The 22112-nt window shown below is 59.1% G+C and carries 30 protein-coding genes and 2 pseudogenes; 11 read left to right on the plus strand and 21 right to left on the minus strand.

What is annotated here, in order from left to right; translation table 11 throughout:
• Positions 1-32: 32 nt before the first annotated feature.
• The 11 genes from N7607_RS06795 to merR (N7607_RS06845) all read right to left on the minus strand — a co-directional run bounded on the left by N7607_RS06795 (position 33) and on the right by merR (N7607_RS06845) (position 6809).
• Positions 33-380: a chromate resistance protein gene (locus N7607_RS06795; protein WP_223656445.1), complete on the minus strand. Its 348-nt coding sequence runs from the start codon at positions 378-380 to the stop codon at positions 33-35.
• Positions 353-1603, minus strand: a complete 1251-nt coding sequence (chrA, locus tag N7607_RS06800; protein ID WP_279864620.1) for a chromate resistance efflux protein ChrA — start codon at positions 1601-1603, stop codon at positions 353-355. Before chrA ends, N7607_RS06795 begins: the two co-directional genes overlap by 28 nt.
• A 170-nt stretch (positions 1604-1773) precedes the next feature.
• Positions 1774-2718 (minus strand): chromate resistance protein ChrB domain-containing protein, encoded by a 945-nt coding sequence (locus N7607_RS06805; protein ID WP_003117271.1) that lies wholly within the window; start codon positions 2716-2718, stop codon positions 1774-1776.
• 170 nt (positions 2719-2888) lie between these two features.
• The gene (locus N7607_RS06810; protein ID WP_003100847.1) at positions 2889-3446 is read right to left on the minus strand and encodes a recombinase family protein; all 558 of its coding nucleotides are present in this window, start codon (positions 3444-3446) and stop codon (positions 2889-2891) included.
• Entirely contained in the window at positions 3440-3811 is a 372-nt protein-coding gene (locus N7607_RS06815) for a hypothetical protein (RefSeq protein ID WP_003100853.1), read from the minus strand. The genes N7607_RS06810 and N7607_RS06815 overlap by 7 nt, the downstream gene beginning before the upstream one ends.
• Positions 3808-4308: a hypothetical protein gene (locus tag N7607_RS06820; RefSeq protein WP_003100856.1), complete on the minus strand. Its 501-nt coding sequence runs from the start codon at positions 4306-4308 to the stop codon at positions 3808-3810. The genes N7607_RS06815 and N7607_RS06820 overlap by 4 nt, the downstream gene beginning before the upstream one ends.
• The gene (locus N7607_RS06825) at positions 4305-4631 is read right to left on the minus strand and encodes a hypothetical protein (RefSeq protein WP_003100858.1); all 327 of its coding nucleotides are present in this window, start codon (positions 4629-4631) and stop codon (positions 4305-4307) included. The genes N7607_RS06820 and N7607_RS06825 overlap by 4 nt, the downstream gene beginning before the upstream one ends.
• A gap of 254 nt (positions 4632-4885) precedes the next feature.
• Positions 4886-5242 carry a cupin domain-containing protein gene (locus N7607_RS06830; RefSeq protein ID WP_003465043.1) on the minus strand — a complete coding sequence of 119 codons (357 nt, stop codon included), beginning with the start codon at positions 5240-5242 and terminating at the stop codon, positions 4886-4888.
• 236 nt (positions 5243-5478) lie between these two features.
• Positions 5479-5865, minus strand: coding sequence for a DUF86 domain-containing protein (locus N7607_RS06835; RefSeq protein WP_003100872.1), 387 nt, complete (start codon positions 5863-5865; stop codon positions 5479-5481).
• Positions 5862-6152 carry a nucleotidyltransferase gene (locus N7607_RS06840; RefSeq protein ID WP_001247892.1) on the minus strand — a complete coding sequence of 97 codons (291 nt, stop codon included), beginning with the start codon at positions 6150-6152 and terminating at the stop codon, positions 5862-5864. The genes N7607_RS06835 and N7607_RS06840 overlap by 4 nt, the downstream gene beginning before the upstream one ends.
• 222 nt (positions 6153-6374) lie before the next feature.
• Positions 6375-6809, minus strand: coding sequence for an Hg(II)-responsive transcriptional regulator (gene merR / locus N7607_RS06845; RefSeq protein ID WP_000429838.1), 435 nt, complete (start codon positions 6807-6809; stop codon positions 6375-6377).
• A 71-nt stretch (positions 6810-6880) separates the two neighbouring features.
• Between merR (N7607_RS06845) and merT the strand changes: the two genes are divergently transcribed.
• From merT to N7607_RS06865, 4 genes and pseudogenes are all read left to right on the plus strand, one after another.
• The gene (merT, locus tag N7607_RS06850; RefSeq protein WP_001294667.1) at positions 6881-7231 is read left to right on the plus strand and encodes a mercuric ion transporter MerT; all 351 of its coding nucleotides are present in this window, start codon (positions 6881-6883) and stop codon (positions 7229-7231) included.
• Positions 7232-7246: 15 nt separating this feature from the next.
• On the plus strand, positions 7247-7522 hold the full coding sequence (gene merP, locus N7607_RS06855; RefSeq protein ID WP_000735441.1) for a mercury resistance system periplasmic binding protein MerP: 276 nt from the start codon (positions 7247-7249) through the stop codon (positions 7520-7522).
• A gap of 2 nt (positions 7523-7524) precedes the next feature.
• On the plus strand, positions 7525-7770 hold the full coding sequence (gene merF, locus N7607_RS06860; protein ID WP_000654684.1) for a mercury resistance system transport protein MerF: 246 nt from the start codon (positions 7525-7527) through the stop codon (positions 7768-7770).
• Positions 7767-8417, plus strand: a pseudogene (locus tag N7607_RS06865) (cation transporter); the annotation flags it as partial. The gene merF and the pseudogene N7607_RS06865, both read left to right, overlap by 4 nt.
• Positions 8418-8492: 75 nt before the next feature.
• Here N7607_RS06865 and merR (N7607_RS06870) read toward each other — a convergent pair.
• Positions 8493-8891 (minus strand): Hg(II)-responsive transcriptional regulator, encoded by a 399-nt coding sequence (gene merR, locus N7607_RS06870; protein WP_003089120.1) that lies wholly within the window; start codon positions 8889-8891, stop codon positions 8493-8495.
• Positions 8892-8965: 74 nt separating this feature from the next.
• Here merR (N7607_RS06870) and N7607_RS06875 point away from each other — a divergent pair, with 74 nt between their 5' ends.
• Genes N7607_RS06875 through N7607_RS06885 form a run of 3 tightly spaced genes read left to right on the plus strand, consistent with a single transcriptional unit; the run spans position 8966 to position 9824 of the window.
• A complete protein-coding gene (locus N7607_RS06875) occupies positions 8966-9316 on the plus strand; it encodes a mercuric transporter MerT family protein (RefSeq protein WP_003089115.1) in 351 nt (116 codons plus the stop codon).
• A 12-nt stretch (positions 9317-9328) separates the two neighbouring features.
• Complete coding sequence (gene merP, locus N7607_RS06880; RefSeq protein ID WP_003150552.1) at positions 9329-9604, plus strand: mercury resistance system periplasmic binding protein MerP; 276 nt, start codon at positions 9329-9331, stop codon at positions 9602-9604.
• A 7-nt stretch (positions 9605-9611) separates the two neighbouring features.
• Positions 9612-9824: a GDCCVxC domain-containing (seleno)protein gene (locus N7607_RS06885; protein WP_003089113.1), complete on the plus strand. Its 213-nt coding sequence runs from the start codon at positions 9612-9614 to the stop codon at positions 9822-9824.
• Between the two features lie 12 nt (positions 9825-9836).
• Here N7607_RS06885 and N7607_RS06890 read toward each other — a convergent pair.
• The 3 genes and pseudogenes from N7607_RS06890 to N7607_RS06900 all read right to left on the minus strand — a co-directional run bounded on the left by N7607_RS06890 (position 9837) and on the right by N7607_RS06900 (position 13483).
• Positions 9837-12830: pseudogene (locus N7607_RS06890) on the minus strand (Tn3 family transposase).
• Positions 12831-12833: 3 nt separating this feature from the next.
• Positions 12834-13244, minus strand: coding sequence for a putative toxin-antitoxin system toxin component, PIN family (locus N7607_RS06895; RefSeq protein WP_003150546.1), 411 nt, complete (start codon positions 13242-13244; stop codon positions 12834-12836).
• Positions 13244-13483, minus strand: coding sequence for a ribbon-helix-helix domain-containing protein (locus N7607_RS06900; RefSeq protein WP_003089107.1), 240 nt, complete (start codon positions 13481-13483; stop codon positions 13244-13246). The genes N7607_RS06895 and N7607_RS06900 overlap by 1 nt, the downstream gene beginning before the upstream one ends.
• Positions 13484-13684: 201 nt before the next feature.
• Here N7607_RS06900 and N7607_RS06905 point away from each other — a divergent pair, with 201 nt between their 5' ends.
• Together N7607_RS06905 and N7607_RS06910 are read left to right on the plus strand one after the other, a co-directional pair.
• Positions 13685-14614 (plus strand): recombinase family protein, encoded by a 930-nt coding sequence (locus tag N7607_RS06905; protein ID WP_003150544.1) that lies wholly within the window; start codon positions 13685-13687, stop codon positions 14612-14614.
• A gap of 251 nt (positions 14615-14865) precedes the next feature.
• Positions 14866-15711, plus strand: a complete 846-nt coding sequence (locus N7607_RS06910; RefSeq protein WP_003464995.1) for an AraC family transcriptional regulator — start codon at positions 14866-14868, stop codon at positions 15709-15711.
• 29 nt (positions 15712-15740) lie between these two features.
• On the opposite strand, the gene N7607_RS06915 is transcribed toward N7607_RS06910, so the two are convergent.
• Entirely contained in the window at positions 15741-16259 is a 519-nt protein-coding gene (locus N7607_RS06915; RefSeq protein WP_003464991.1) for a DUF417 family protein, read from the minus strand.
• Between the two features lie 730 nt (positions 16260-16989).
• Here N7607_RS06915 and sdhC point away from each other — a divergent pair.
• Positions 16990-17364, plus strand: coding sequence for a succinate dehydrogenase, cytochrome b556 subunit (gene sdhC, locus N7607_RS06920; protein ID WP_005005993.1), 375 nt, complete (start codon positions 16990-16992; stop codon positions 17362-17364).
• A gap of 860 nt (positions 17365-18224) precedes the next feature.
• Here the strand turns inward: sdhC and N7607_RS06925 are convergent.
• The 5 genes from N7607_RS06925 to N7607_RS06945 all read right to left on the minus strand — a co-directional run bounded on the left by N7607_RS06925 (position 18225) and on the right by N7607_RS06945 (position 21077).
• Complete coding sequence (locus N7607_RS06925; protein WP_003464988.1) at positions 18225-18491, minus strand: hypothetical protein; 267 nt, start codon at positions 18489-18491, stop codon at positions 18225-18227.
• 169 nt (positions 18492-18660) lie between these two features.
• Positions 18661-18942: a DUF427 domain-containing protein gene (locus tag N7607_RS06930; protein ID WP_003464986.1), complete on the minus strand. Its 282-nt coding sequence runs from the start codon at positions 18940-18942 to the stop codon at positions 18661-18663.
• 67 nt (positions 18943-19009) lie between these two features.
• Positions 19010-19282, minus strand: coding sequence for a glutaredoxin 3 (gene grxC / locus N7607_RS06935; RefSeq protein WP_005005995.1), 273 nt, complete (start codon positions 19280-19282; stop codon positions 19010-19012).
• 453 nt (positions 19283-19735) lie between these two features.
• Positions 19736-20482 carry a ferredoxin reductase gene (locus N7607_RS06940; RefSeq protein WP_002118292.1) on the minus strand — a complete coding sequence of 249 codons (747 nt, stop codon included), beginning with the start codon at positions 20480-20482 and terminating at the stop codon, positions 19736-19738.
• The gene (locus N7607_RS06945) at positions 20475-21077 is read right to left on the minus strand and encodes a sulfite oxidase-like oxidoreductase (RefSeq protein ID WP_003464980.1); all 603 of its coding nucleotides are present in this window, start codon (positions 21075-21077) and stop codon (positions 20475-20477) included. The genes N7607_RS06940 and N7607_RS06945 overlap by 8 nt, the downstream gene beginning before the upstream one ends.
• A 467-nt stretch (positions 21078-21544) precedes the next feature.
• Here N7607_RS06945 and N7607_RS06950 point away from each other — a divergent pair, with 467 nt between their 5' ends.
• On the plus strand, positions 21545-22015 hold the full coding sequence (locus N7607_RS06950; protein ID WP_003464979.1) for a hypothetical protein: 471 nt from the start codon (positions 21545-21547) through the stop codon (positions 22013-22015).
• The last annotated feature ends 97 nt before the right edge of the window (positions 22016-22112 follow it).

A 22112-nucleotide genomic window follows, 5' to 3' on the forward strand; every position in this document is an offset into this window, starting at 1 on the left:
AAGCCGCGCCATGTGCTTGCGCGCGAGCGCTCTCAAGAGGATGGTCCCTCGTACTTCCGAAAAGCGCGCCAAAGCACAACGTCATAGACGACCTTGAGTAGGCCGCAGGCCACCAGCGGCGCCGCCAGCCAGCCGGCGGCGAATAGGGCGCCGCCAATGGCGGGGCTCGCTATGGCATTGAGGCGCTTTACCGCACCGCCGTAGTTGTTTTCCCAGTGGCTGACGATCAGCTTCTCGGACAGGCCGGTGAGTTTGGCCGGATCGCATGAAAGAGGTTTCAGTTCGTAAGGCATCTTGGCTTCCTCAGCAAGGTGGATCGGAAACGGCGCGACGAAGGCTGACTCGATCAGGTTCAGCCTTGGTTCGGAAATACCAGCCACCCCGCCAATCCCGCCGCGAGGATCACGACGACGACGTTGAGCTTGTTCTTCCAGGCATAAAGGAATGCCAAGCCTGCGGCGAAAATCGACATGCCCACCGTCAACGATGGGACACGTTCAGCAGTGACCTGCGCCAAGTCGATGGTGGTTGCGCCGATCAGGCCGACTACCCCAGCCGCGACGCCGTCCAGAAAGGCGTGCAGCCGTTTGTTCTCCACGACCGCCTCCAGCCGGTCGTAGAAAATCAGCGAGAACGCAAAGGCCGGAAGAAAGACACCCACCGTCATGGCCACCGCCCCGATCGGCCCCCCCGCCACATAGCCGACGAACGTGGCGAAGATGATGAGGGGTGCCGGTAGCACACCGGACAGCGCCAGGCCGTCCAGGAACTGCCCATCCGTCATCCATCCGCGCCCGACGGCGTCGTTGCGAACGAACGGAATCGCTGTGTAGGCGCCGCCGAAGGTGAGCAAGCCGGCCTTCAGGCCCGACGCGAAGATGAGCAGCACCGAGGCCTGGCCCTGAACGACCGCTTCCACAAGCTTCGCTGTCGGTGCAGCCCACAAAGCCACGGCCGCGGCCAGCGCCACCGCCGCCAGTGTCACCAAGAGCGCTGAGGCCCGATGATTCAGCACGAGCAGGGCGTACACAAGGCCGCCCGCCGGCAGGGTGATCCAGAAGTCGACACGACCTATGGCTGCCAGCGCGCAAACGATGGCAATGACCCACAACCAGCGATCAAGCAGGATGTGCTCGCCGATACGGTGCACGGCGCGCACGATCAGGGCGATCACAGCCGCCTGCACGCCAAGGAACGCCGCGCCCAGCGCGGTACCCACGAATTCAATCTGGAAGTACAACCAGGACAGCGCGAACATCAGCAAGAATCCGGGAAGCATGAAACCGAGTCCCGCCAGCACGCCCCCCAGCCGCCCCTTTGCTCGGATGCCCAAATGAACGCATATTTCATGCGCTTCGGGTCCGGGCAGCACCTGCATCACCGCAAGCAGCTTGTTGAAGCGTTTGCTGGAGATCCAGCGTTCCTCGTCCACGAGCTCGCGGCGCAACATGTCGATCTGAGCCACAGGCCCGCCCCATGCGAGCAAGCCGAACTTGAGGAAGCGCGCGAAGAGCTGTGGGTAGCTCATGGGTGGAGGGACGGTTTCAGTCGTGGCATCCGTCGCCTTGCTCGGGCGATACGACTCTTCATTCGCAACGCTCATAGATCTTCTCCTTGTAGTTCAACAGTAACCAGTCAAATACGGAAGTTGGCCAACAAGCCGTCGAATACGGCCGAAGCCTGCGGCCAGCAGCAGGTCGTCTTGGGTGATGTCCCAGAAAGACGGACGGGCCGGGCGTGGTTGCGCGGCGGTCTGAGGACTGGTCGGGGCGTTCACGTTGTTTTGTCCTCGTAACTCTTCAATAGCCAATCAAAAATTTCGCACGCGCGGGCAAGCAGCGCGTCGTCATCGGGTTCCGATGCGCGCAAGCCGGCGAGCAGCGATTCGATGCCCAGCGCTTCTGCTACCGGCAGCCCGCCCAAATCCAGGCAATGCACGAGCTTGCCCAGGCGTACCAGTGCAGGGGCGGAATCAAGTCCGAAACTCGCCAGCAGCGTCTCGAAGGTGACCTTGGTGCCCACATGACTGAAGGCGGCGCCGTCGAAATCGAAGCCGAGCCAGCCATTGCGGCAGTCGGAGGGACTCGCCAGCCAGACGATGCGCGCGCTCGGGTCGATGAACCGCCGGATCAGCCAGGCCGAAGCGAGTCGGTCCACCCACGGGCGCGCCCGCGTGGCCCAGGTCCGACCCTGATAGTCGGCGCGGTTCAGCCGCGGAATATCCGTCTGCCGGGCGGTCGGCTCGTCGGGAGACATACGGCGGGTGATCGCGTCGCGCAGGTCGTCCAGCAGGCTCAAGGTCTGCCGCTGCGCCTCGCCGGGGAAGAAGTCGATGCGGTTCACCTGCTCGAAGCGGCGCACGAGCGGCTGGAGCTTGCGCATGGCATCGGCGCCGTCCGGGGATGCCAGGTTACGCCCGAGCGCTTTGATCTCCTCGGCGATGCTGGCGTACTCCTCGCCCCGGTCGAACAGGGCGCGTAGCGCGGCCTTCTGAGCTTCGTCACACCCCGACAGTCGATAGACCTGGCCGCTGCCCCCGACTTCCACCGCCTGCGCCGCCACTTCGCCCAGCGTCGCCGCACTGTCCGCCGAGTCGGGCAGCAGATAGACCCCGTCGCGCAGCGTTGCGCAGCCCTGCGCTTTGACAGAACGCCAGACGCGCATGCGGCCGGTCGATGCCTTGGTGGGCAGGCTGACGAATAGGGCAAGAAAGCTCAAGCACGGGCTCCTTCGTCAAAAAGATGATTAATGTTACAAATACTACAATAAGTTATATCTAATACACAACTCATGTCGGAGCGTCAATTTAAGGCATACCCTAACTGGATGTCAGGAATGGCCACGCTGCGCCGTCAGGGGTCGTCTCAGAAAACGGAAAATAAAGCACGCTAAGCGTGCGTGGAGGCTGGCACCCAGCGGTACAGCGTCGGAATGGACACGCCGAGGTTCTTGGCCACGTCCTTGGGCGGCACCCCGCTGGCCAGCAGCTTCTTGGCCGACTCGATCTTGCTGTCGGTCATCTTCGGCTTGCGGCCGCCTTTGCGGCCGAGCTGCTTGGCGACTTCCAGCCCGGCGCGGGTGCGCTCGACGGTCAGCTCGCGCTCCATTTCGGCAAGGCTCGCCATGACGTGGAAGAAGAACCGCCCGGATGGTGTGCCGGTGTCGATGGAGTCGGTGAGGCTCCTGAACTGGACACCGTGCTTGTGCAGATCGCCGACCAGATCGACCAGTTGCTTGACCGACCGGCCCAGCCGGTCGAGCTTCCAGACGACCAAAGTATCGCCTTCGCGCAGCATTTCGAGCGTCTTGGCCAAGCCAGGCCGGTCTGCCCGCGTGCCACTCACCTTGTCCTCGAAGACCTTTTTACATCCGGCCTTGCTCAAGGCTTCGCGTTGCAGCTCCAGGTTCTGATCCTGCGTCGAGACGCGCGCATAGCCAATCAACATGGCTTGTCTCGCGCCCGGTCGATGCGTTCCTGCATCGCCTGCATCACTTCTTCGTGGGTGTACGATCTGGCGTTGGCGTCGGTGGCTTGCCGCAGGGCTTCCTCAACCTCGCGCGTCATCCGCTCGTAATCCTCCGGCCACAGCGCTTGCTCCATGCGCAGCGACGCCTGACCCAGCAGGTGCAGCAGGCTGAACAGCCGCATGTCGTTGGTGGCGACGATGCGCTCCCGAATCTGCTCCTGAATAGCTTCGCTAGCCCGATGCGCTTGTGGTGTGGCAGTCCCCTCGTAGTCAGCGGGGAATTCCGCTTCCTCGGCAATCCTTGCCCAGGCGCTGGCCAGCGCCTCGATGGTTGACGTGCTCATTTCCGCCGCTCCTGTGCTCTTTGGCGAATCAACCGGCCAAGGGGCCTCGACGCGAAAACCAGCAGCATCACGCCTATCGGATACCAGGTCGAGAAGACCACCAAGGCATCGAAGGCTGGCCGTCCGGTGTTGGTAGGCAGTACGGCGGTCACAGCCATCAACCCGCCGACCGTCCAGATGATGCGCCACACGTAGGGCATCACGCGGGGCACGTAGCCGTCATCGAAAGCGGTCTGGTAGTAGCGGCGCAGGCCGCGCTCGGCAAGCGCCTGGCGCTGCCGCTCCGACAGCGCATCCGTCCGGCCATACCAGCGCCGGAATGGTGGACAGCGCAGCAGCAAAGGGGTGAAGAGGATCATCACCGCCACGATCGCGACACCCCACGCCATGACGGCGCCGGCATCGGGCCGCTTGGCGTTCTCGATCACGGGCGCGAAGACGCCCGGAGCACCGATCATCCAGAACAGCGCAATGTGCTGATGGAAGGAGAGCTTCATTTGCTCATCCACTTGCGCAGCAGGCGCTTTTTCAGGGAGGCGCGTTCTTGCGGGTTGCGTCCCTTGTGATTGGCGATGCGATCCGCCGTGGCGGCCTGGCGCTTGACGGGCCAGTAGGAGCGGCCATCCTTGCCCATCGACCAGACGCTGCTGGCCTGGTTTTCCAGCAGGGGCAGATGGGCGCTCAGGGCTTCGGGCGACGCGCTGGTCAGCGCCGTGCGCTCACGGGTGCGCCAGCGCTGATGCCAGAGCTTCTTGTCCTCGCGCTCGCTGCCGCAGGTCGTGTGCCCGACGATGGGTGTTTTGCGGCGGCTGCGGCTCATAACGTAGTGGTCTCCAAGAACATTCAGGACTGATCCCAGGCGTCGATGGTCAAGACCTGATCGGCAGGACAGGCGGCTACGCGGTCGGGAACTGGATGGTGTTCAGTCTCATGCCGACCCCATTCGATTGATCGCGTCGCTTGCGGCACGCTGCGACGCAAGGAGGTTTGCGACCTGGTTTAGCAGCCGTGTCCGCTGCATGTCTGTTACCTATCTCCCCGACCGCTCATTGGACCAACTCCAGAGATTGGGCTCTATCGCTCAGCCAATACGAAACCGGCATTGGCTGATGCCACAACCGAGACGAACACAAATGGCTCGGTACCTGTATTTCGCGCCCCGTGCACTTGGCCCGGTCTTGCCACGGCTATCTCACCTTCCCTGAGGGCACGAACAATCCCATTGCCCTGAAAGTAATCAGCCATTCCCGACAAAACAGTCCACGTGTCTTGGCCGTGAGGATGAATGTGAGCCGCAATTTCCTGCCCGGGATGGACATGCCAAACCACGATAATTGAGTCTCGGGTTTCAAGCACAACGGAACGAATAGGCTCGCCTTCGGACGGCTGAACATACTCGGCTACAGAAAATATTCTCGATTCAACAGTCATCGGAGATCCCTCTTTCACAGTGCCCCCAGACAGGCTGGATATGAGTTCTAACTCGAATTTGAACGGGAGGCTGGTCGTGCGGTCGTGCAGTTGCCGATGAGCGTGTCGGCTGCTGCCTCCTTGCCCACCAGCGAACTCACGTCCGTTGCGGCCATCCAGAAGGTCTTGCCCGAGCGCGGCTCATAGGTCGCGGGATCGAACACGCCAGAGGGGCCGAACATCGGCGGCTTGATTGGTCATGGCTCCATGCCTTTGTCGTTACGGTCTTCATCGTCGGCATCCTGACGCACGGCGGGCAATTGCTGGAGCAACGCCGGCAGCCATTCCTGTACCGTCTCCCACACCACATCGAGGTTGATGTCGAAATAGCCGTGAGCCATGCGATTACGCATATTGCGCATGCTGCGCCACGGCACGTCGGCATGCGCCTGGGTGAACTCGACGTAGCCATCCATCACCTTTGTGGCCGCCTCGCCGATGACGATCAGGCTCATGATGACGGCCTGCTGGGTGCGCTTGTCGGCCAAGAAGTCGTCCTTGGCCATCCCTTCCACGAAGCTGCGCGCATCGGTTGCGGCCTGCTGAATGTGGTCGAGGTAATCGGGCAGGCGGTTCTCGCTCATATCGGTTGCGCCTCCGCGAGCACCTTGGCCCGGAACTTCGGCGGCAGGTCGCCGGGAGTCAGCAGATCGACGTCAACGCCGAGCAGCGATTTCAGTTCTTCTTCCAAATCGCCCAAGTCCAACAACGTGGCACCGGGCAGCGCATCGACCAACAGGTCGAGGTCGCTGCCATCCCGGTCGGTGCCATGCAGCACCGAGCCGAAGACGCGCGGGTTCGCGGCGCGAAAGCGGCCTACCGCTTCACGCACTGCGCTTCGCTTCATGTCAAGCACAACAGACGGTCGCATGGGCATCCTTTCTTATCGAAACTCGTTGAGATGATATGCAATCAAGAATAGAATTTCAAGAACTATTTTCGAGAATCGCAATGCCTTGATTCCCGTGCCGCGCCTGTCACTTTCAGAAGGCGACAGCACGAAATATCAAAAGTCGACCGCACGGTCTTTTCTGACGTTGGAGTCGCCTCAGAAAACGGAAAATAAAGCACGCTAAGGCGTAGTTCCCTCGGGCTACACCGCGTCCGCACTGCGCGGTTCTTTCTTCCCTTGCAGTGACGCAATCAGCGGGCAGGAAACGTTCCCCTTCCGCGCATGGCAGGCGCACACCAAATCAGACAGCACGGCCTCCATGCGCGCCAGGTCAGCCATCCTCTCGCGCACGTCCTTGAGCTTGTGCTCGGCCAGGCTGCTGGCTTCCTCGCAATGGGTGCCATCCTCCAGCCGCAGCAGCTCGGCGATCTCATCCAGGCTGAAGCCCAACCGCTGGGCTGATTTCACGAAGCGCACCCGCGTTACATCCGTCTCGCCATAGCGGCGAATGCTGCCGTAAGGCTTGTCCGGTTCCGGGAGCAAGCCCTTGCGCTGATAGAACCGGATGGTCTCCACATTGACCCCGGCCGTCCTGGCGAAAACGCCAATGGTCAGGTTCTCCAAATTGTTTTCCATATCGCTTGACTCCGTACATAACTACGGAAGTAAGCTTAAGCTATCCAATTCAGATTCGAAAGGACAAACGTATGTCTGAACCTCAAAACGGGCGCGGCGCGCTCTTCACTGGCGGGCTGGCCGCCATCCTCGCCTCGGCTTGCTGCCTCGGGCCGCTGGTTCTGATCGCCTTGGGGTTCAGCGGCGCTTGGATCGGCAACTTGACGGTGTTGGAACCCTATCGCCCCATCTTTATCGGCGTGGCGCTGGTGGCGTTGTTCTTCGCCTGGCGGCGCATCTACCGGCCGTCAGCCGCCTGCAAACCGGGTGAGGTTTGCGCGATTCCCCAAGTGCGAGCTACTTACAAGCTCATTTTCTGGGGCGTGGCCGTGCTGGTTTTGGTCGCGCTCGGATTTCCCTACGTCGTGCCATTTTTCTATTGATCACAGGAGTTCACCATGAAAAAGCTGCTTTCCGCCCTTGCCCTCGCTGCCGTTGTTGCCCCCGTGTGGGCCGCCACCCAGACCGTTACGCTGTCCGTACCGGGCATGACCTGCTCGGCCTGTCCGATCACTGTCAAGAAGGCGATTTCCAAGGTCGATGGCGTCAGTAAAGTTGACGTGACCTTCGAGACGCGCGAAGCGGTGGTCACCTTCGATGATGCCAAGACCAGCGTGCAGAAACTGACCAAGGCTACCGAGGATGCGGGCTACCCATCATCAGTCAAGAACTGATCATGAAAGACCCGAAGACACTGCTGCGGGTCAGCATCATTGGCACAACCCTCGTGGCGCTGTGTTGCTTCACCCCTGTTCTGGTCATTTTGCTCGGTGTGGTCGGCTTGTCCGCGCTGACCGGCTATCTGGACTATGTGCTGCTGCCTGCGCTGGCGATTTTCATCGGCTTGACCATCTACGCCATCCAACGAAAACGCCAAGCCGATGCCTGCTGCACCCCGAAATTCAATGGAGTAAAAAAATGACCGAAATCACCGTGAATGGCATGACCTGCACATCCTGCGCCACCCATGTCAAAGATGCTTTGGAAAAGATTCCCGGCGTGAATGCCGCTGTGGTGTCCTATCCAGAAAGCCGCGCGCAAGTCATGGCAGACACCGCCGTGAGCCACAACCAACTGCTGGCCGCCATCGCCGCATTGGGTTATCAAGGCTCGATCCGGGTTGGTGATTTCAAAGATGAACCAAAAATCCGTGATGCACTTGAGGGCGCCGGTTTGCATATCGCCATCATTGGCAGCGGCGGGGCCGCGATGGCGGCGGCGCTGAAGGCCGTCGAGCAAGGCGCGACGGTCACGCTGATCGAACGCGGCACCATCGGCGGCACCTGCGTCAATATCGGCTGTGTGCCGTCCAAGATCATGATCCGCGCTGCCCATATTGCCCATCTGCGCCGGGAAAGTCCGTTCGACGGCGGTATTGCGGCAACTGTGCCTGCGATTGACCGCAGCAAACTGCTGGCCCAGCAGCAGGCCCGTGTCGATGAACTGCGGCACGCCAAATACGAAGGCATCCTGGACGGCAATCCAGCCATCACCGTTTTGCACGGTGAAGCGCGTTTCAAGGACGACCAGAGCCTGGTCGTCCGTTTGAACGAGGGGTTTGGGGAGCAATGGAACCAAAAACCAACGTAAGCTCTGAATCCCACCGTAAAGGGGCTTTCCGATCTCCAGCTCACCCGCCAGGCATTACTCTCTGATCAGTGCCTCGATGATCGGGCAGATCGTTCCGCCGTCTCCCGCATCACATTGCTGCACCAGTTCGCCTAACAGTTGCTGCATGACGACCAAGTCGGCCATCTTCTGCTCGATCAACGCGAGCTTGCGTGCAGCCCGTGCTCGCGTTTCGGCACAGGCGCACGACTCATCCAGCGTCAGCAGTCCACCGACTTCCGAGAGCGTGAAACCCAGCGCCTGAGCCCGCTTGATGAAACGCAGTCGCTTCACCATGTCCACCGGATAGCGCCGATGGCCACCCAAGGGTTTGGCTGGTTCATCCAGCAGCCCGCGTCGCTGGTAGTAGCGGATCGTCTCGACGTTCACCCCGGCGGCGTCTGCCAGCTTGCCAATGGTCAGCTCTGTGGCCATCACTTTCTCCTTGATTCCGTACTTTGGTACGGAGTTTAGAATAGCACCTAGGCAATCAGGCTCAGGAGATGGGAATGGGGATGCAACTCACCGGGAAAGGCTCGCTGGTCGCGAGTTCGCTGACCGCCATCGGTGCGTCGGTGTGCTGTGTCGGGCCACTGGTGCTGTTGGCACTCGGTGTCGGCGGTACGTGGGTGGGCGCTCTGACCATGATGGAGCCACTACGCCCCCTCTTCATCGGGTTGACTCTACTGTTCCTGGGATTGGCATTCCGCAAGCTCTACCTGGTGCCACAGGTTTGTACGCCAGGTACACCCTGCGCCGATCCGCGCACGCTCGTGCGACAGCGACTCGTGTTCTGGATCGTCAGCGTGCTGCTGCTCGGCCTATTGGCCGTGCCGTGGCTCGCCCCGCTGTTCTACTGAAGGAGATTAACCATGCGCAAACTGCTGATCGCCGTGCTTTTCGCCTTGCCCTTCGTGGCGCTGGCGGCTCCCCCGAAAACCGTCACGCTCGACGTGCAGAACATGACGTGCGGACTCTGTCCGATCACGGTCAAGAAGTCGCTGGAGAAGGTGTCCGGCGTGAGTGACGTCCAGGTCAATTTCGACCAGAAGACGGCGACCGTCACCTACGATCCCGATAAGGCCCAGCCCGAGGCACTGACTGAGGCGACCGCGAACGCGGGATACCCCTCCACAGTGCAGAAGTGAGGTCACGATGAGCGCCATTGTCCTTGAGTCCGTGCTGACTTGCCCGCGCTGCGGCTTCGCCAAGCCGGAAACCATGCCCACGGACGCCTGCCAGTTCTATTACGAGTGCAGCAACTGCAAGGCGCTGCTGCGCCCCAACCCAGGGGATTGCTGCGTTTTCTGTTCGTTCGGCTCGGTGAAGTGCCCGCCGATCCAGCAGCAGCTTGGGTGTTGCTCATAGCGTTTAGGGGGATCACAGGTCGTCGTCTGGATTACGCAGTGGCCGCAGCTCGCCGCGCGCAACTTCTTCCGGTACCGCAAAGGAATACCGCCCGAGCATGTTGATGTGCTCGTAGATCAGCGGCGATAGCCGGGCCAAATCCTCTTCCAGCACTGGATAGCCGTGCTGCTTGAGCCGTTCCACGGCCGCCGTCATGTAGAGGGTGTTCCACAGCACGATGATGTTCACCACCAGGCCCAGAGCACCGAGCTGGTCTTCCTGGCCTTCGCGGTAGCGCTGGCGGAGCTCGCCGCGTTTGCCGTGGAACACGGCGCGGGCCAGGCTGTGCCGGCCTTCGCCTCGGTTCAACTAGGTCAGGGTGGCGCGGCGCTTGGACTCGTCGTCGATATAGGTCAACGTGTGCAGAGTCTTTTCGATCCGCCCGAATTCGGCCAGCGCCTGGGCCAGCCGGGTGGGTCTATCTCCCGTTTGCAGCGTGCGCATGATGCCAGTCGCCGGCACCCGGCCGAGTTTGAGCGAGCCGGCCAGGCGCAGCAGGTCGTCCCAGTGCTCGGCGATCAGGTCGAGTTTGACCGACTGGCGGGCCAGCCCGTTGAGCTTGCCGTAGTCCGCGTCCGGGCGCGTGCGCCAGAAGCGGGTACCGCCGACATCGGCCAGCCGCGGACTGAAGTGGTAGCCAAGTAGGCGGAAGAGCCCGAACACCACATCGCTGTAGGCCCCGGTGTCGGTCATGATTTGCGTCGGCTGCAACTCGGTCTGCTGTTCCAGCACGACCGCCAGCAACACCAGGCTGTCGCGCAGCGTGCCGGGCACGGTGATGGCGTTGAGGCCGGAGAATTGGTCGGAAATCAGGTTGTACCAGGTGACACCCCGGCCGGTGCCGAAATACTTCGGATTGGGGCCGGCATGCACGGTGCGCACCGGTACGACGAAGCGCATGCCATCGGCGGAGGCGACCTCGCCGCCACCCCAGACTTGGGCCAGTTCCAGTTGGCTTTGCGCTCCGACCAGGATGGCGTTAGCCGCTGACAGGGTGTCGTCGCGGATATAATTCTGGCTGACCCAGGACAGCCGGTCACGGCGCAGCGCCGGGTTGTCGGTGCGGATCAAGGGCTCCAGGCCGGTGTTGCAGGCCCCGCCCAACAGCACCGCGCAGAGGCTGGTGACCAGGTTGTCGGCGCGTGCATTGCGTTCGGAGACATGGGTGAAGGCCTCGGAAAAGCCAGTGCGGGCGGCGATTTCCAAGAGGATTTCCGGCAGATCGACACGCGGCATCAGGTCAGACACGGCCGCCCGCAGTTGCAGCAACGAGCAGGGCTCGTCCAGCTTGTCCAGCGCCCCGAGCGACAGTTCGGTCTTGCCCTCGGTGTTCTCGCTCAGTTGAATCGCCGGGTTGTCGGGCAGGCGCGCGGCTACTGCCAGCCAGGTTGCATCCAGCTCGACGGACAAGGCGTCCAGGGTGGTTTTGGCGTCGATGGTCAGGCCCAGTGACCGGCAGATGATCGGTCGCGCCGCCAGCCATTCGGCACCGTCGAGCAGGCCAAGACGCGGGTCGGCATAGCGCCAACTGGGCGAGACGAAGACATCGCGGCGGCGCAGGGCCGTGCGCAGCGCATCGAGCGTGCAGAACACATAGGCACCCATGTCGAGGGAGCCATCTTCGCGGGTGATGTGCTTCTGCCAAGCCTTGGCCACGATCTCCTGCGGCGCGTCATCCTCTGGCTTCCGGCGCGGCAGGTTCAGTTGCAGCCACTCCAGACTAGCCGCCACGCCCTTGCCGGCCGGGCTGAAGCCGAAGCGGATGTGCTTGAGCAGGTCGGGCAGGAAGCGGCGCACGCTGCGGTAGCGCGCTTCCAATGCAAGAAAATAGACGTCATCTACCGGGCGGATCAGCGCGTTGACCTCTTCCAGGGCCTTTTCCAGGGTGGTCCTCGGCAGGTCGTTGAACAGCCGGGCGCGCACGTTGTCATCGCTGATCGAGCTGTCCAGCACGACCTTGCACGCGGCGGCGAGCGTCGCGGCCGACCGATCCAGGTCTTTCAGGCTGCGCATGCGGGCTTTCTTGTCGGCCTTCTCCGCGTTGCTGAACAGGTCGCGCAGCAAGGCCTCCAGGACTTCCAGTGCGTCGTCGTGCGCAGTCGCCTCCAGGCAGAGTGCGAAGGCCACCAGTGTCGCCATCCGCCGCGACGCCGGCAGCCGATTAATCGCGGTGACCTTGGCCGTGTTGGCGAAGCGGGCCAGGGCGGCGATACGGCTGGGAGGGATGTGCGCCGCCGCCGGCAAGGTGATGCCGATGCCGCGCACGTCATCGAGCCGGCGCAGTGCCCGAATCAACGCGGGGCCACTGACCATGACCGGGCCGGAGCGCAATTGATCCAGCCGGGAGCTGCGGTTGCCTTCGGCCACCGTCAGCAAGTCTTGCAGTTGCAATCGCTGTTCCTCAGTCACGCTGCGGCCCAGCGTAAACCAGAGGCGTTCTTCGACCCGACTGCGCAACTGGGCGATAAAGCGCTCTAGTTGAGACACACCAGGCAGGAGGACTTTCTGTGTGAACAGCCACGAGGTGGCTCGCTCAAACAGCACTCCCGGCCGGTCGGTGCCCGTCCAGCAGAGGGCATACAGCCAGCGGCTCAAGCGAAAGCCGATGCCCGGATCGGTGAAATGACGATAGCCAAAGCGGTTCTGAATATCGGTGGCATGTATCCAGCGGCGATGATCGCTATAGCGCTGGAGGCAGTCGGGGTCTGGAATCGCCAGTTGTCGGCAAAGCACCTGCAGGACTTCCACCGGCACGGCGGCGGGCTTGTCCGGCAGAACGCCAACGAAGCGGACGGTGGTCAGCAGAACGGCATAACCCAGACGGTTATGGTTACCCCGCAGCACCTGGATGGCTTCACGGTCTTCATCGCTCAGGTGGAAGTAACGTTCCAGCTCTTCACGGCTGGGCGAATCAACATAGCGGCCAAAACCGTCGCGTTGCTCTTGAGTCAGAAAACCGACCGGCATTGATCACAGCACCTCGACGCAGAACACGGCGGGCGTGACGATCCGCGTGCGTTCGATGTGCCCGCGTTGCAGCAGGCCGGCGCGGCGATCACCGGTTACCAGGTAGTCCGCATCGCCCGCCAAGGCCATGGCCAGCAAAAACGAGTCATCCGGATCATCGGCTTCGACCTCGATGGTCAGGCGCTCCAGTACCACAGCCCGTTGCAGGTTATTGATCATGGCGCCCACCTTGGCGGGCTGTAGGATGGCCTGAAGCTTGGGATAGCGGCTGGCTCGACGAATTTCATCGAGTTGCATCCGCGAGGTCACCACCTCGAAACGCGCCGCCCGCCAGGCACGGTAGATCGCATCGGGCGCGCCATGTGGCGAGATCAGGGCGCTGAACAGGATGTTGGTATCCAACACGACCCGCATCAGCGCTTACGTGCCCAGTCGAGCGCTTCGTCAACCGCGTTGGTCAATTCTGCCTCACTCAGATGGGCGTTAGCGGCCTTGGCCTGCTCAGCGCTCAGCTCCAGGATGTGTGCCCGTACCGCTTCTTCGATGAAGCGCGACAGGTCGCCCTTACGGCCGCCGCCCTGGCTGGCCAGAAACATCCGAAGCGACTGGTCGGTGTCGGCCGAGACGGCGACATTCCAGCGAATGGTATTCATAGCGTTCTCCGCTAATAGGTGTTTGTGTGTTTATACGCCAATCACAAAGGGCGATGCAATGGTTCGACAAAACGAAGGTTTTGCCGAACTCTATCGAGGAATGGCTCGGTTCGTTAAGCTCCCCGCGCTACGGTTCAAATAACTGGTACGCTTAATCAAAGTTCAACTATTACTAACGTAGTCGAGTAAACAGTACTTTTGATGAAGATCGGTTATGCGCGAGTGAGCACTCGGGATCAGAAAGCCGACCTACAAGTCGATGCCCTGAAACAGGCCGGGTGCGAACGCATCTACCAAGACATCGCCAGCGGCGCGAAAAGCGCCCGGCCGGAGTTGGACAAACTGCTGGCCAACGTGCGGCCGGGTGATGCCGTGGTGATCTGGAAGCTGGATCGCCTTGGGCGTTCCCTCAAGCACCTGGTCGAGTTGGTCGGCGAGCTGGCAGAGCGCAAGGTCGGCTTACAGAGCCTGAATGACCCCATCGACACCACCCACGCCCAAGGCCGCCTGGTGTTCAACCTGTTCGCCTCGCTGGCGGAGTTCGAGCGCGAGCTGATCCGCGAGCGGACTCAGGCGGGTCTGTCGGCCGCACGGGCGCGTGGCCGGATCGGTGGCCGTCCCAAGGGCCTGCCAGCCAAGGCTGAGGCCACCGCCATGGCGGCCGAAACCCTCTACCGCGAAGGTCGCCTGAGCGTCAGCGCGATCGGCGAGAAGCTGCACATCTCCAAGAGCACGCTGTACAGCTACCTGCGCCACCGTGGTGTCGAGATCGGCGCGTACCAGAAGAGCGCCAGGTCACGCGACCAGCAGCCTTCGGCCGCGTCGCCGGCAGAGCCGCCCGCCGCCGAGCGGGTGGCCACCGTCACCCTGCGCCTCGCGGTGGTGAATAACAGCAAGTTCGTGCGCGGCCGGAAGCGGGCCACGGAGAACATTGAGCGCTACTGCCTGGAGCCCTATGGCATGAAGCGGCTGGATGCCGGCCACTATGAGTTGACCATTCCGTATCGGAGCGACGATGAGCTGGACAAGAGCGTGCATGACCTGCTGACCGAGATCAGCCAGGAGGCCGACATGCGCAACTGTTTTGTCGAGATGGGCGCCTGGGAAGAAGACACCGAAAAGCGTTGGTAGGGCTTACGTTGGTTTTTGGTTCCATTGCTCCCCAAACCCCAGGTACTGTAAAATAGAAGAGTGAGCACTTGATTTGCTGGTGCTTTCAAACAACGGTGTTGTTTTTTTAACAGCCGAACTGGAAAGGGAGGCTGAGCTGCTCAGTGATCACTTTATCCGTTGGCTGATTTACGCCGGCATGTTCGCTACAGGCACTGAACGACAACGCAGATGGTATGGTCTGTGCGTTCTGACTCGTCAAGGATCGGCCAATGGATCGTTTGTCTAATTTGCTCTCGCGGTTCGGCGTGCGGGCCAATCTGTTCTATGACGGCGACCTATGCGGCTCTGCATCTTACGATGGCGCCGAGCGGCGAGGTTATATCCATCTGCTTCAGGCCGGCAGCGTGACGTTGCTTGGTCCCGATCGCAAGGATTTGCAGCTCACTCGCCCTAGCTTGATTTTTATGCCACGCCCCGCCAAGCATCAATTGTTTGCGGGTGAGTCCGATGGCGCAAAGTTGTTGTGTGCTTCCATGGAGTTTGAGGGCGGAATTGATAATCCTTTGTCGGCTTCATTACCGGACTGTTTGGTGCTCGCACTCGATGATCTGCCCATGCTGGCAGACACGTTGGAGTGGATGTTTGCCGAGGCGGCAAATGTGCATTGTGGAAGGGAAGCCGCGCTTGAGCGCTTATTTGAGCTCCTAATCATTCTGTTGCTCCGTTACCTGCTCGATCATCACCAGTTGCGCACCGGAATGATGGCTGGACTGGCCGACATGCGGCTTGCCCGATCGCTTTTACAGATGCACAACTCCCCGGAACATGCCTGGTCAATAGCAGAGCTGGCCAGTGAGTCAAATATGTCACGCGCTGCGTATGCCGTGCATTTCAAGAGTGTCATCGGACAGACGCCTGCTGATTATTTGTTGAGTTGGCGAGTTAGCCTGGCTCAGAAGCTGATGCGAGAAGGGCGCTCGATTACGCTGATTGCAGCTCAAGTCGGCTACGAAAGTCCTTCGGCGCTGTCTCGCGCATTTAGACGCAAGACGGGGTTGAGCCCTCGTGACTGGTTGAAAGATCTGGCGGGGGAAAATGATGGCAAAAAGGCCTAAGGCATTACTGCCTTAAGCCATTGAAAAAATTATGCATTAATTTTACGTTTTTCCAGTTCAACCAGCGAATGGCCTGCCACAAATATCGAAACAGCAAGCAACCCTAAGTCTTTAAGCAGAAACTGACCTGGCGCAACGGAAATCGCCGGAAACCCTAAACTAGGCTCAATGACGCCCGGAGTGGAAAACATAAAGCTAAGGGTTGTGAAGAACAGGCCTGCAGACAGAGCGCCTCCTACCACGGATAGTTTGGGCGACAGCATGCGGCCTGCGATCAGAGTGCCGATCGAAATCTCTAGTATGCCGAGCAGGCTGGAGAACATGTCGACCGAAAAAATGCTATACACCCATCCCAAAAGCGGGCTGTTGCTCACCAGTGGAACCAGGCCCTCGGCCTCGTAGTGGGTAAATTTCATGCCGCCGAACCAGAAGTAAATAATAGCGAGAGCCAAGTACGCGCCATAGATACCTAGCCCCATAGTTTTGGTTCCAAGCGTTAAGTGGGCCTGTACGCTGGACTTCGAGTTTTCAATGCCTATGGTTTTCATGTCTGAGCTTCCAGTAGTGAGTGAGAGTGTGTTGGCTGCCGAACGCCGTATGCGTTGGCGATGAGATGATTATGGCTGGCATCTCTAATCAAGAGGCATCAGAAAGTATTGATTTCAGTGCAGATCGTCTTGGGCGGTGCAATTCGCGATGAAGGGATCGCCGTGGAGAGCGATGAGTGCACTATTTCGATAAAGGAGTCGTTTTACATAGGTCGATGAAGCGCGTTGCGGCATCGCCTACTGTCATTTCTCAAATCTGACTATGGGGCTTGGGGCGAAGGGCGGCACTGACTAGGCTTAGAACAGCTACCAACTAGCCGCGCGGCCGCGATGCACAAAGAATGGTAACTGAGCCGTGAGTGCGGTGGGCGCCCGCATTTATTTCCAAACCCTACAGATACATCGATCTTCGACTTCAACCGGGCAGATAGCTGTTGCAGCAAGCCTATCAATCGACTTTGACGTGTTAAAGAGGATAGGTTTTCCAGGGTTGGGGAACAGCATGCCCTGCAGAACGACACACGTCACTTTTGTTAAATTAATAAGCTAGCTACCTATTGGGCATAACCTTGCAATTTGCTTCAATTTACGCACATGCACTTGCGACCTCAAAATGCAACGTAAGCCCCGAATATCTCCATTATTGTCGCCGCCAGCCTTAGTTACAGCTGCTATGATGAATGAGATCGAAAACTGAAATCCCCCACTAGAATTGTTGACTGGAGTCAAAATGAATAAAAAGCGGCCGGTTAATCTTGATATTCGAACCATTCAGCTTCCTCTCACGGCGCTTACATCGATTCTGCACCGGATTTCAGGAATTATGCTCTTTATTTTTCTGGGACTGATACTGTATATGCTGAGCAAATCGTTGGAGTCAGAAAAGGGTTTTAATGAAGTCAAGGAGATTTTTTCTTCACCTTTCGGCAAAGTTAGTTTCTGGTTGGTATACTCTTCATTTATTTATCATCTCGTAGCCGGAATTCGACACCTAGTTATGGATGTGGGTGTTGGTCATACTTTGAAAGGCAGCAATCGCGCCTCTACTATTGTTTTAGTAGTGTCGGGTGTTTTAATGGTTGCTGGCGCCGTATGGATTTGGTAGCTGTGGAGTCGTAATGCGTATTTACAAGGACTAAAAGCGTCCTTTAAAGCTAACTTACGAAAGTATTTATAATCGACGGTTCACGCTTAAACGGTTGAATCCTTTCGGGCTTCCGAATAGCTGTTAGCTGAAAGCTATCATGAGCTAAGTTTTCTGTGCATCATCAAATGTGTTAATGGGAGCGCCATAGTACTAGGTACAAATATGGCTCTAGGACAATGTTAGATGTTTTGGATTTTGAGGCGGATCGCTCTTATCGAAGATCGTCTAATTCGCTCTGAAGCGCAGGTTTTTTGAAACTATCACCTGGTTGGCACACTGTGCGAATCAACATCAGATATGAGAAAGCCAATCAGGTGAACACTACCCTCGAGGGCTCATCTGTCCAGTTAAAGCCTCGAGTCTTTCTGGGTGCGCAAAAGACAAGAAGGTTATATGGGAAAATTATGAGGCCTGGATACCATGCGTCATGGGCGTGCCGATGCTGTGAGTGACAGAGCGAGAAGCAAGTGAAAGTCCCTGAAGTAGGGGCGGGATGCGCCCGAGTGGCATTTTTTGTCTTAAGGTAGATCGCGTAGCTGTTCTTCAGAATAATCTTCAGAGCGTTGACGACAGCCATCGCTGTGCATTCCTCAAGAATAGAATGTGTCGGAAGGGTGGCGTCATTGGTGTTAGTCATCGCTTAGGATTTCTCAATCTGGCTTACACGGGCGCCTGTACCGATATCCCCGCGGATGGCGACGTATCGATGTTGAATTCCTCGCCAGACGAAGTGCAATGAGCTGCGGCTATAGGCTTGCGCAGCCTTAGATAGCCGGCCGTCGCAGGCGCGCCGGTTGGCCGGGATCTTCTTCTGCCCGTCAGGTGTCCGGTCGGAACTCCAGCACGAACGCTACGACCTTTTCGGCGGACATTTCGCACGGCTTCAACAATGTCCTATCTGATGTAACGCGGAAGAGGTTGAAGCTGACAATGTCAGTCCCGTCCAACTCCCTGGCGAACAGACTGTTGCGACGTCCGTCCCCAGATCGCCGGACGATCAAGCTGAAACGCCGGCCTTCATAAGTCCCTTCTCTGTATCCCTCCGCAAGCTTCGCGAAAGCGGCATCGAACTCGGAATGCTCCATGTCATCCATCCTTATTGATAGAACAGAGGCGCGGCGGGTGCGAGACCGCCAGTGCCGGGTCGCGCTAAGGTGCCGGGCAGATTCCTGCAGCCGACGAGGCCCGGGGTGGGCAGGATAATTGAGATGTCGGCGCCCGCATGGCTATCAGCGAAGTCGTCCGTCCAGTCTGCTAGGCAACGTCCACGCCTTTCCAGAAAGCGATGTAATCCCGGATACCCTCGGCATCCGGAGTGGGGGCGGGATAGGTCCAAGCGGCGTTCACGTTGAGCGCGTCACCCGCGCGAACATGAAAGAAGCGCGCGGCGCCTTTGATCGGACAGACAGATGTGTGCGGGCTCATCTCAAGCAGGCTCAGGTCGACTCCTGACGGTGGGAAGTAGTGATTTCCCTCGACGATGACTGTTTCGTCGCTTGTGGCGATAGTAGTGTCTTTCCAGATGGCTGAGACCAACGGACTCTCCTTTTGTATTCATCAACCGGCGAAGGCTCGCGGGCTGGCTGCCCCAAGCCGCACCTCCTCAGGTGGCAGGCGGGTTGCGCCCGAGAAGTTTGTCGAGCTCGCCTCTGACATCGAGCGCGAATAGCTCATCGGAGCCACCGATAAGGGTGCCATTGATGAAGATCTGCGGCACGGAGCTTCGCCCCGACGCTTCCGCCATGGCCTGCCGGTGAGCCGGATCCGCCTCAATATCGAGCTCCTTCCATCGCACGCCCTTTTCCTTGAGGAGCGCCTTCGCTCGGCGGCAGAACGGGCACCAATTCGTGGTGTACAGCAATACATCAGTTGTCATATTGCATCTCCGGCAGTTGCACGCGGATCGCTGTCATGGCGTTGATCTCCAATTCGCGGCGTTCAAAGATGGCGACTGCACCTTGGCCGACATCGGAGCAGATGCTGACGATTGGCCGCTATCCAGGCGACATGGCCCAAAGTGCTTTCACCGCCAGGCAGAGGCCGCACGCGCCTCCTGTAGCGCCGAGCCGATGCTCTAAGGTAACCGAGCCTCGATTGGGACGGAAGCGGTCCCGCTCGAATCGCCCATCATGCTGGTCGAGCATATCAGGACGACGGATAGTGCAGGAACTTTCAAATTGAGCTTGATGTCGAGCCAGGTATCGCGAGCGAAGGCGTTCTAGAGGCCGGGGGGTACGAAGACTGTGTTCGGCAAAACGGTTCACGTTGATCGCCAAAGCTTCCCAGGGCGCACGTCTACGATCGGCGCGACGTGAGATAGCTCGCGCCGCTAGCCCCCGTAGCGCTCCGTCTTGATGATGGAGGCGTCCAAGCCCGCCAGCAGCGCGCTATCGGTTGCGATGTTGACGAATCCGTTAGACCCGCAGACGAACACTTGCGTCGGCTTTCCCTGAAGCCTGGTTAGAATTTCTTGGACCATCATGCCGTCGATCCGTCGCGCAAAGTCCGATGCGCGAACCGGTTTCTCGCGCGTAATCGCGAGCGCCAGGACGAACGCCGGATCGCTGATTTCGATGCAATGAAGTTCTTCTGAGAAGAGAACGTCCTCGGCGGTTCGTGCGGACAGGAGCAACGCTGTCGGAACGGCTTGGGCCAATGCGCGGCGCTGCCGGATCATTGCCATCAACGGCACGAGGCCGGAGCCTCCCCCGATCAACAGAACCGGATCTATGGCAGGCTCAGGCCAAAGGAAATGGCCACCGAGCGGACCGCGAACTTCGATTTCGTCACCAATCGCCGCGATGTCGTGAAAAAACGGCGAAACTTCGGCATCCGGCATGCGCTCGATAGCTATCTCGACGATCGGGGTCGAAACTGCCGATGACGCGATCGAGTAGCTGCGCATTGCACTGTAGCCGTCGGGCGCGGTCAGCCGGATATCGACGTGCTGACCTGCGGTGTGCGCGAACGGCTTGCTCAACCGAAGGAAGAAGCTCTTGATACTCGGTGTTTGCTGGATGATGTCGTCGATCACGCATGATTGCCACGAACGGACTTGCGCTTCGTTTTCAGTCATGGGTGTATCGTTGTTCGCGCCACGGATCGCCGTAGATGTGATAGCCGTGCAGCTCCCAAAAGCCGGCCTCGTCACGCGTCGTGAATTGCAGCGCATTCACCCATTTGGCGGATTTCCAGAAGTAAAGGTGCGGCACTAGAAGACGCGCCGGCCCCCCATGATCGCGGGAAAGTGGCTTGCCCGCATAACTGAGGGCGACCATCGCTTTCCCGGAAAGCAGATCCGTCAGAGGGACGTTTGTCGAATAATTATCGTAGCAGTGCGCCAAGACGAAATCGGTAGGCCGATCAAGCTCTGCATCTGCAAGGATGTCTTCAATGAGTACACCCTCCCAAACGGTATCCAGTTTGGACCAAGAGGTGACGCAGTGAATATCCTTTGTCACCTGGGTCTTTGGTAGAGTGTTGAATTCGCCCCAATTCCACGTTTTGACGGGCTTCGGACCAATTTTGACTGTGAATTTCCAGTCGGAGGGCTCTACCCTCGGCGTAGGGCCGGCCGACAGAACAGGGAAATCCTCCACCAGATGCTGACCTGGCGGAATCCGATCGGACTGGTCGCCTGAACCGCGACCGGTGAAACCTCTGGTGACCATAGTGACCCCTCTTGCTCGATACGGCAGACCGAAGCCGGCCTTCATTTCAGTACTCTGCGTAAAGCATTTGCCCGCACATCCGCCGAATAAGCCAATCGACTAAAAATCAGATACAGATGCTCTATCATCGTAAAAAATCGCGTATCGAACATAGCGTCAGGCCAGCATGATTCCCAATACCCAATGGCTATAGGGTAGATAACCCCAAGGCTGCGTACGCTGATCTGCGGTATGCGGAGCGGAAGTTGCAGGTTCGCTCTCAAACGGATGGGCAGCGTGCAAAGCTCAAGGCTCACCAGCGCATGGTTGCCCAGTTCGCGCTCGCCGGCAGCTTGAGTATATTAAGGACGAAATGTCGATCTGATCTATTCTGGCTTCAGGAAATAGGGAAAATAAGGTCGGACGTTCGCGCACCGTCGCGACGCGCGATCATCCACTAAGCTTCTGTATCGGGGTTGGAGGATCAGATGAACGAGATCGAACGACAAGCGCCTGAGCTGCGGGTGCAAAAATGGATTGGCAAAGATGGGGAAAGTATCGCGCCGTTCAAACTGTCAGATATCGGGCCCGGCCCGAAAATCTTGTTTGCCTTCCAGCATTGGTGCCAAGGTTGCCATTTGCATGGGTTTCCGACGCTACAAAAGTTGCATGCAGCGTTGAGCTCAAAAGACGTGGGGTTCGCAGTGATCCAGACCGTCTTCGAAGGAACGCATGAGAATACCTTCGAGAAGTTGCGCGTGAACCAGCTCAAGTATGAGCTTCCTATCGTTTTCGGTCACGACGAGCAACCGACCGGCTCGCCGTTTCCAACCTTCATGGAAGACTACCGCACACGAGGAACTCCGTGGTTTACGGTTATCGACGCTGGCGGTAGCATTGTTTTCTCGGACTTCCATCTCGACGCGGAGCGACTAGTGAAGCAACTTGAGCAAGGTTAATCGTTGGAAGGTGGGCAATCATCCTGATTGCCACCCATCCCCTGATGCCCACTACAGGCGTTGCGCGCTGTAACTCTGTTGATCAGCGTGCGAAAAC

The sequence above is a fragment of the Pseudomonas sp. GD04019 genome, from assembly GCF_029837695.1.
Taxonomy (GTDB): Bacteria; Pseudomonadota; Gammaproteobacteria; order Pseudomonadales; family Pseudomonadaceae; genus Aquipseudomonas.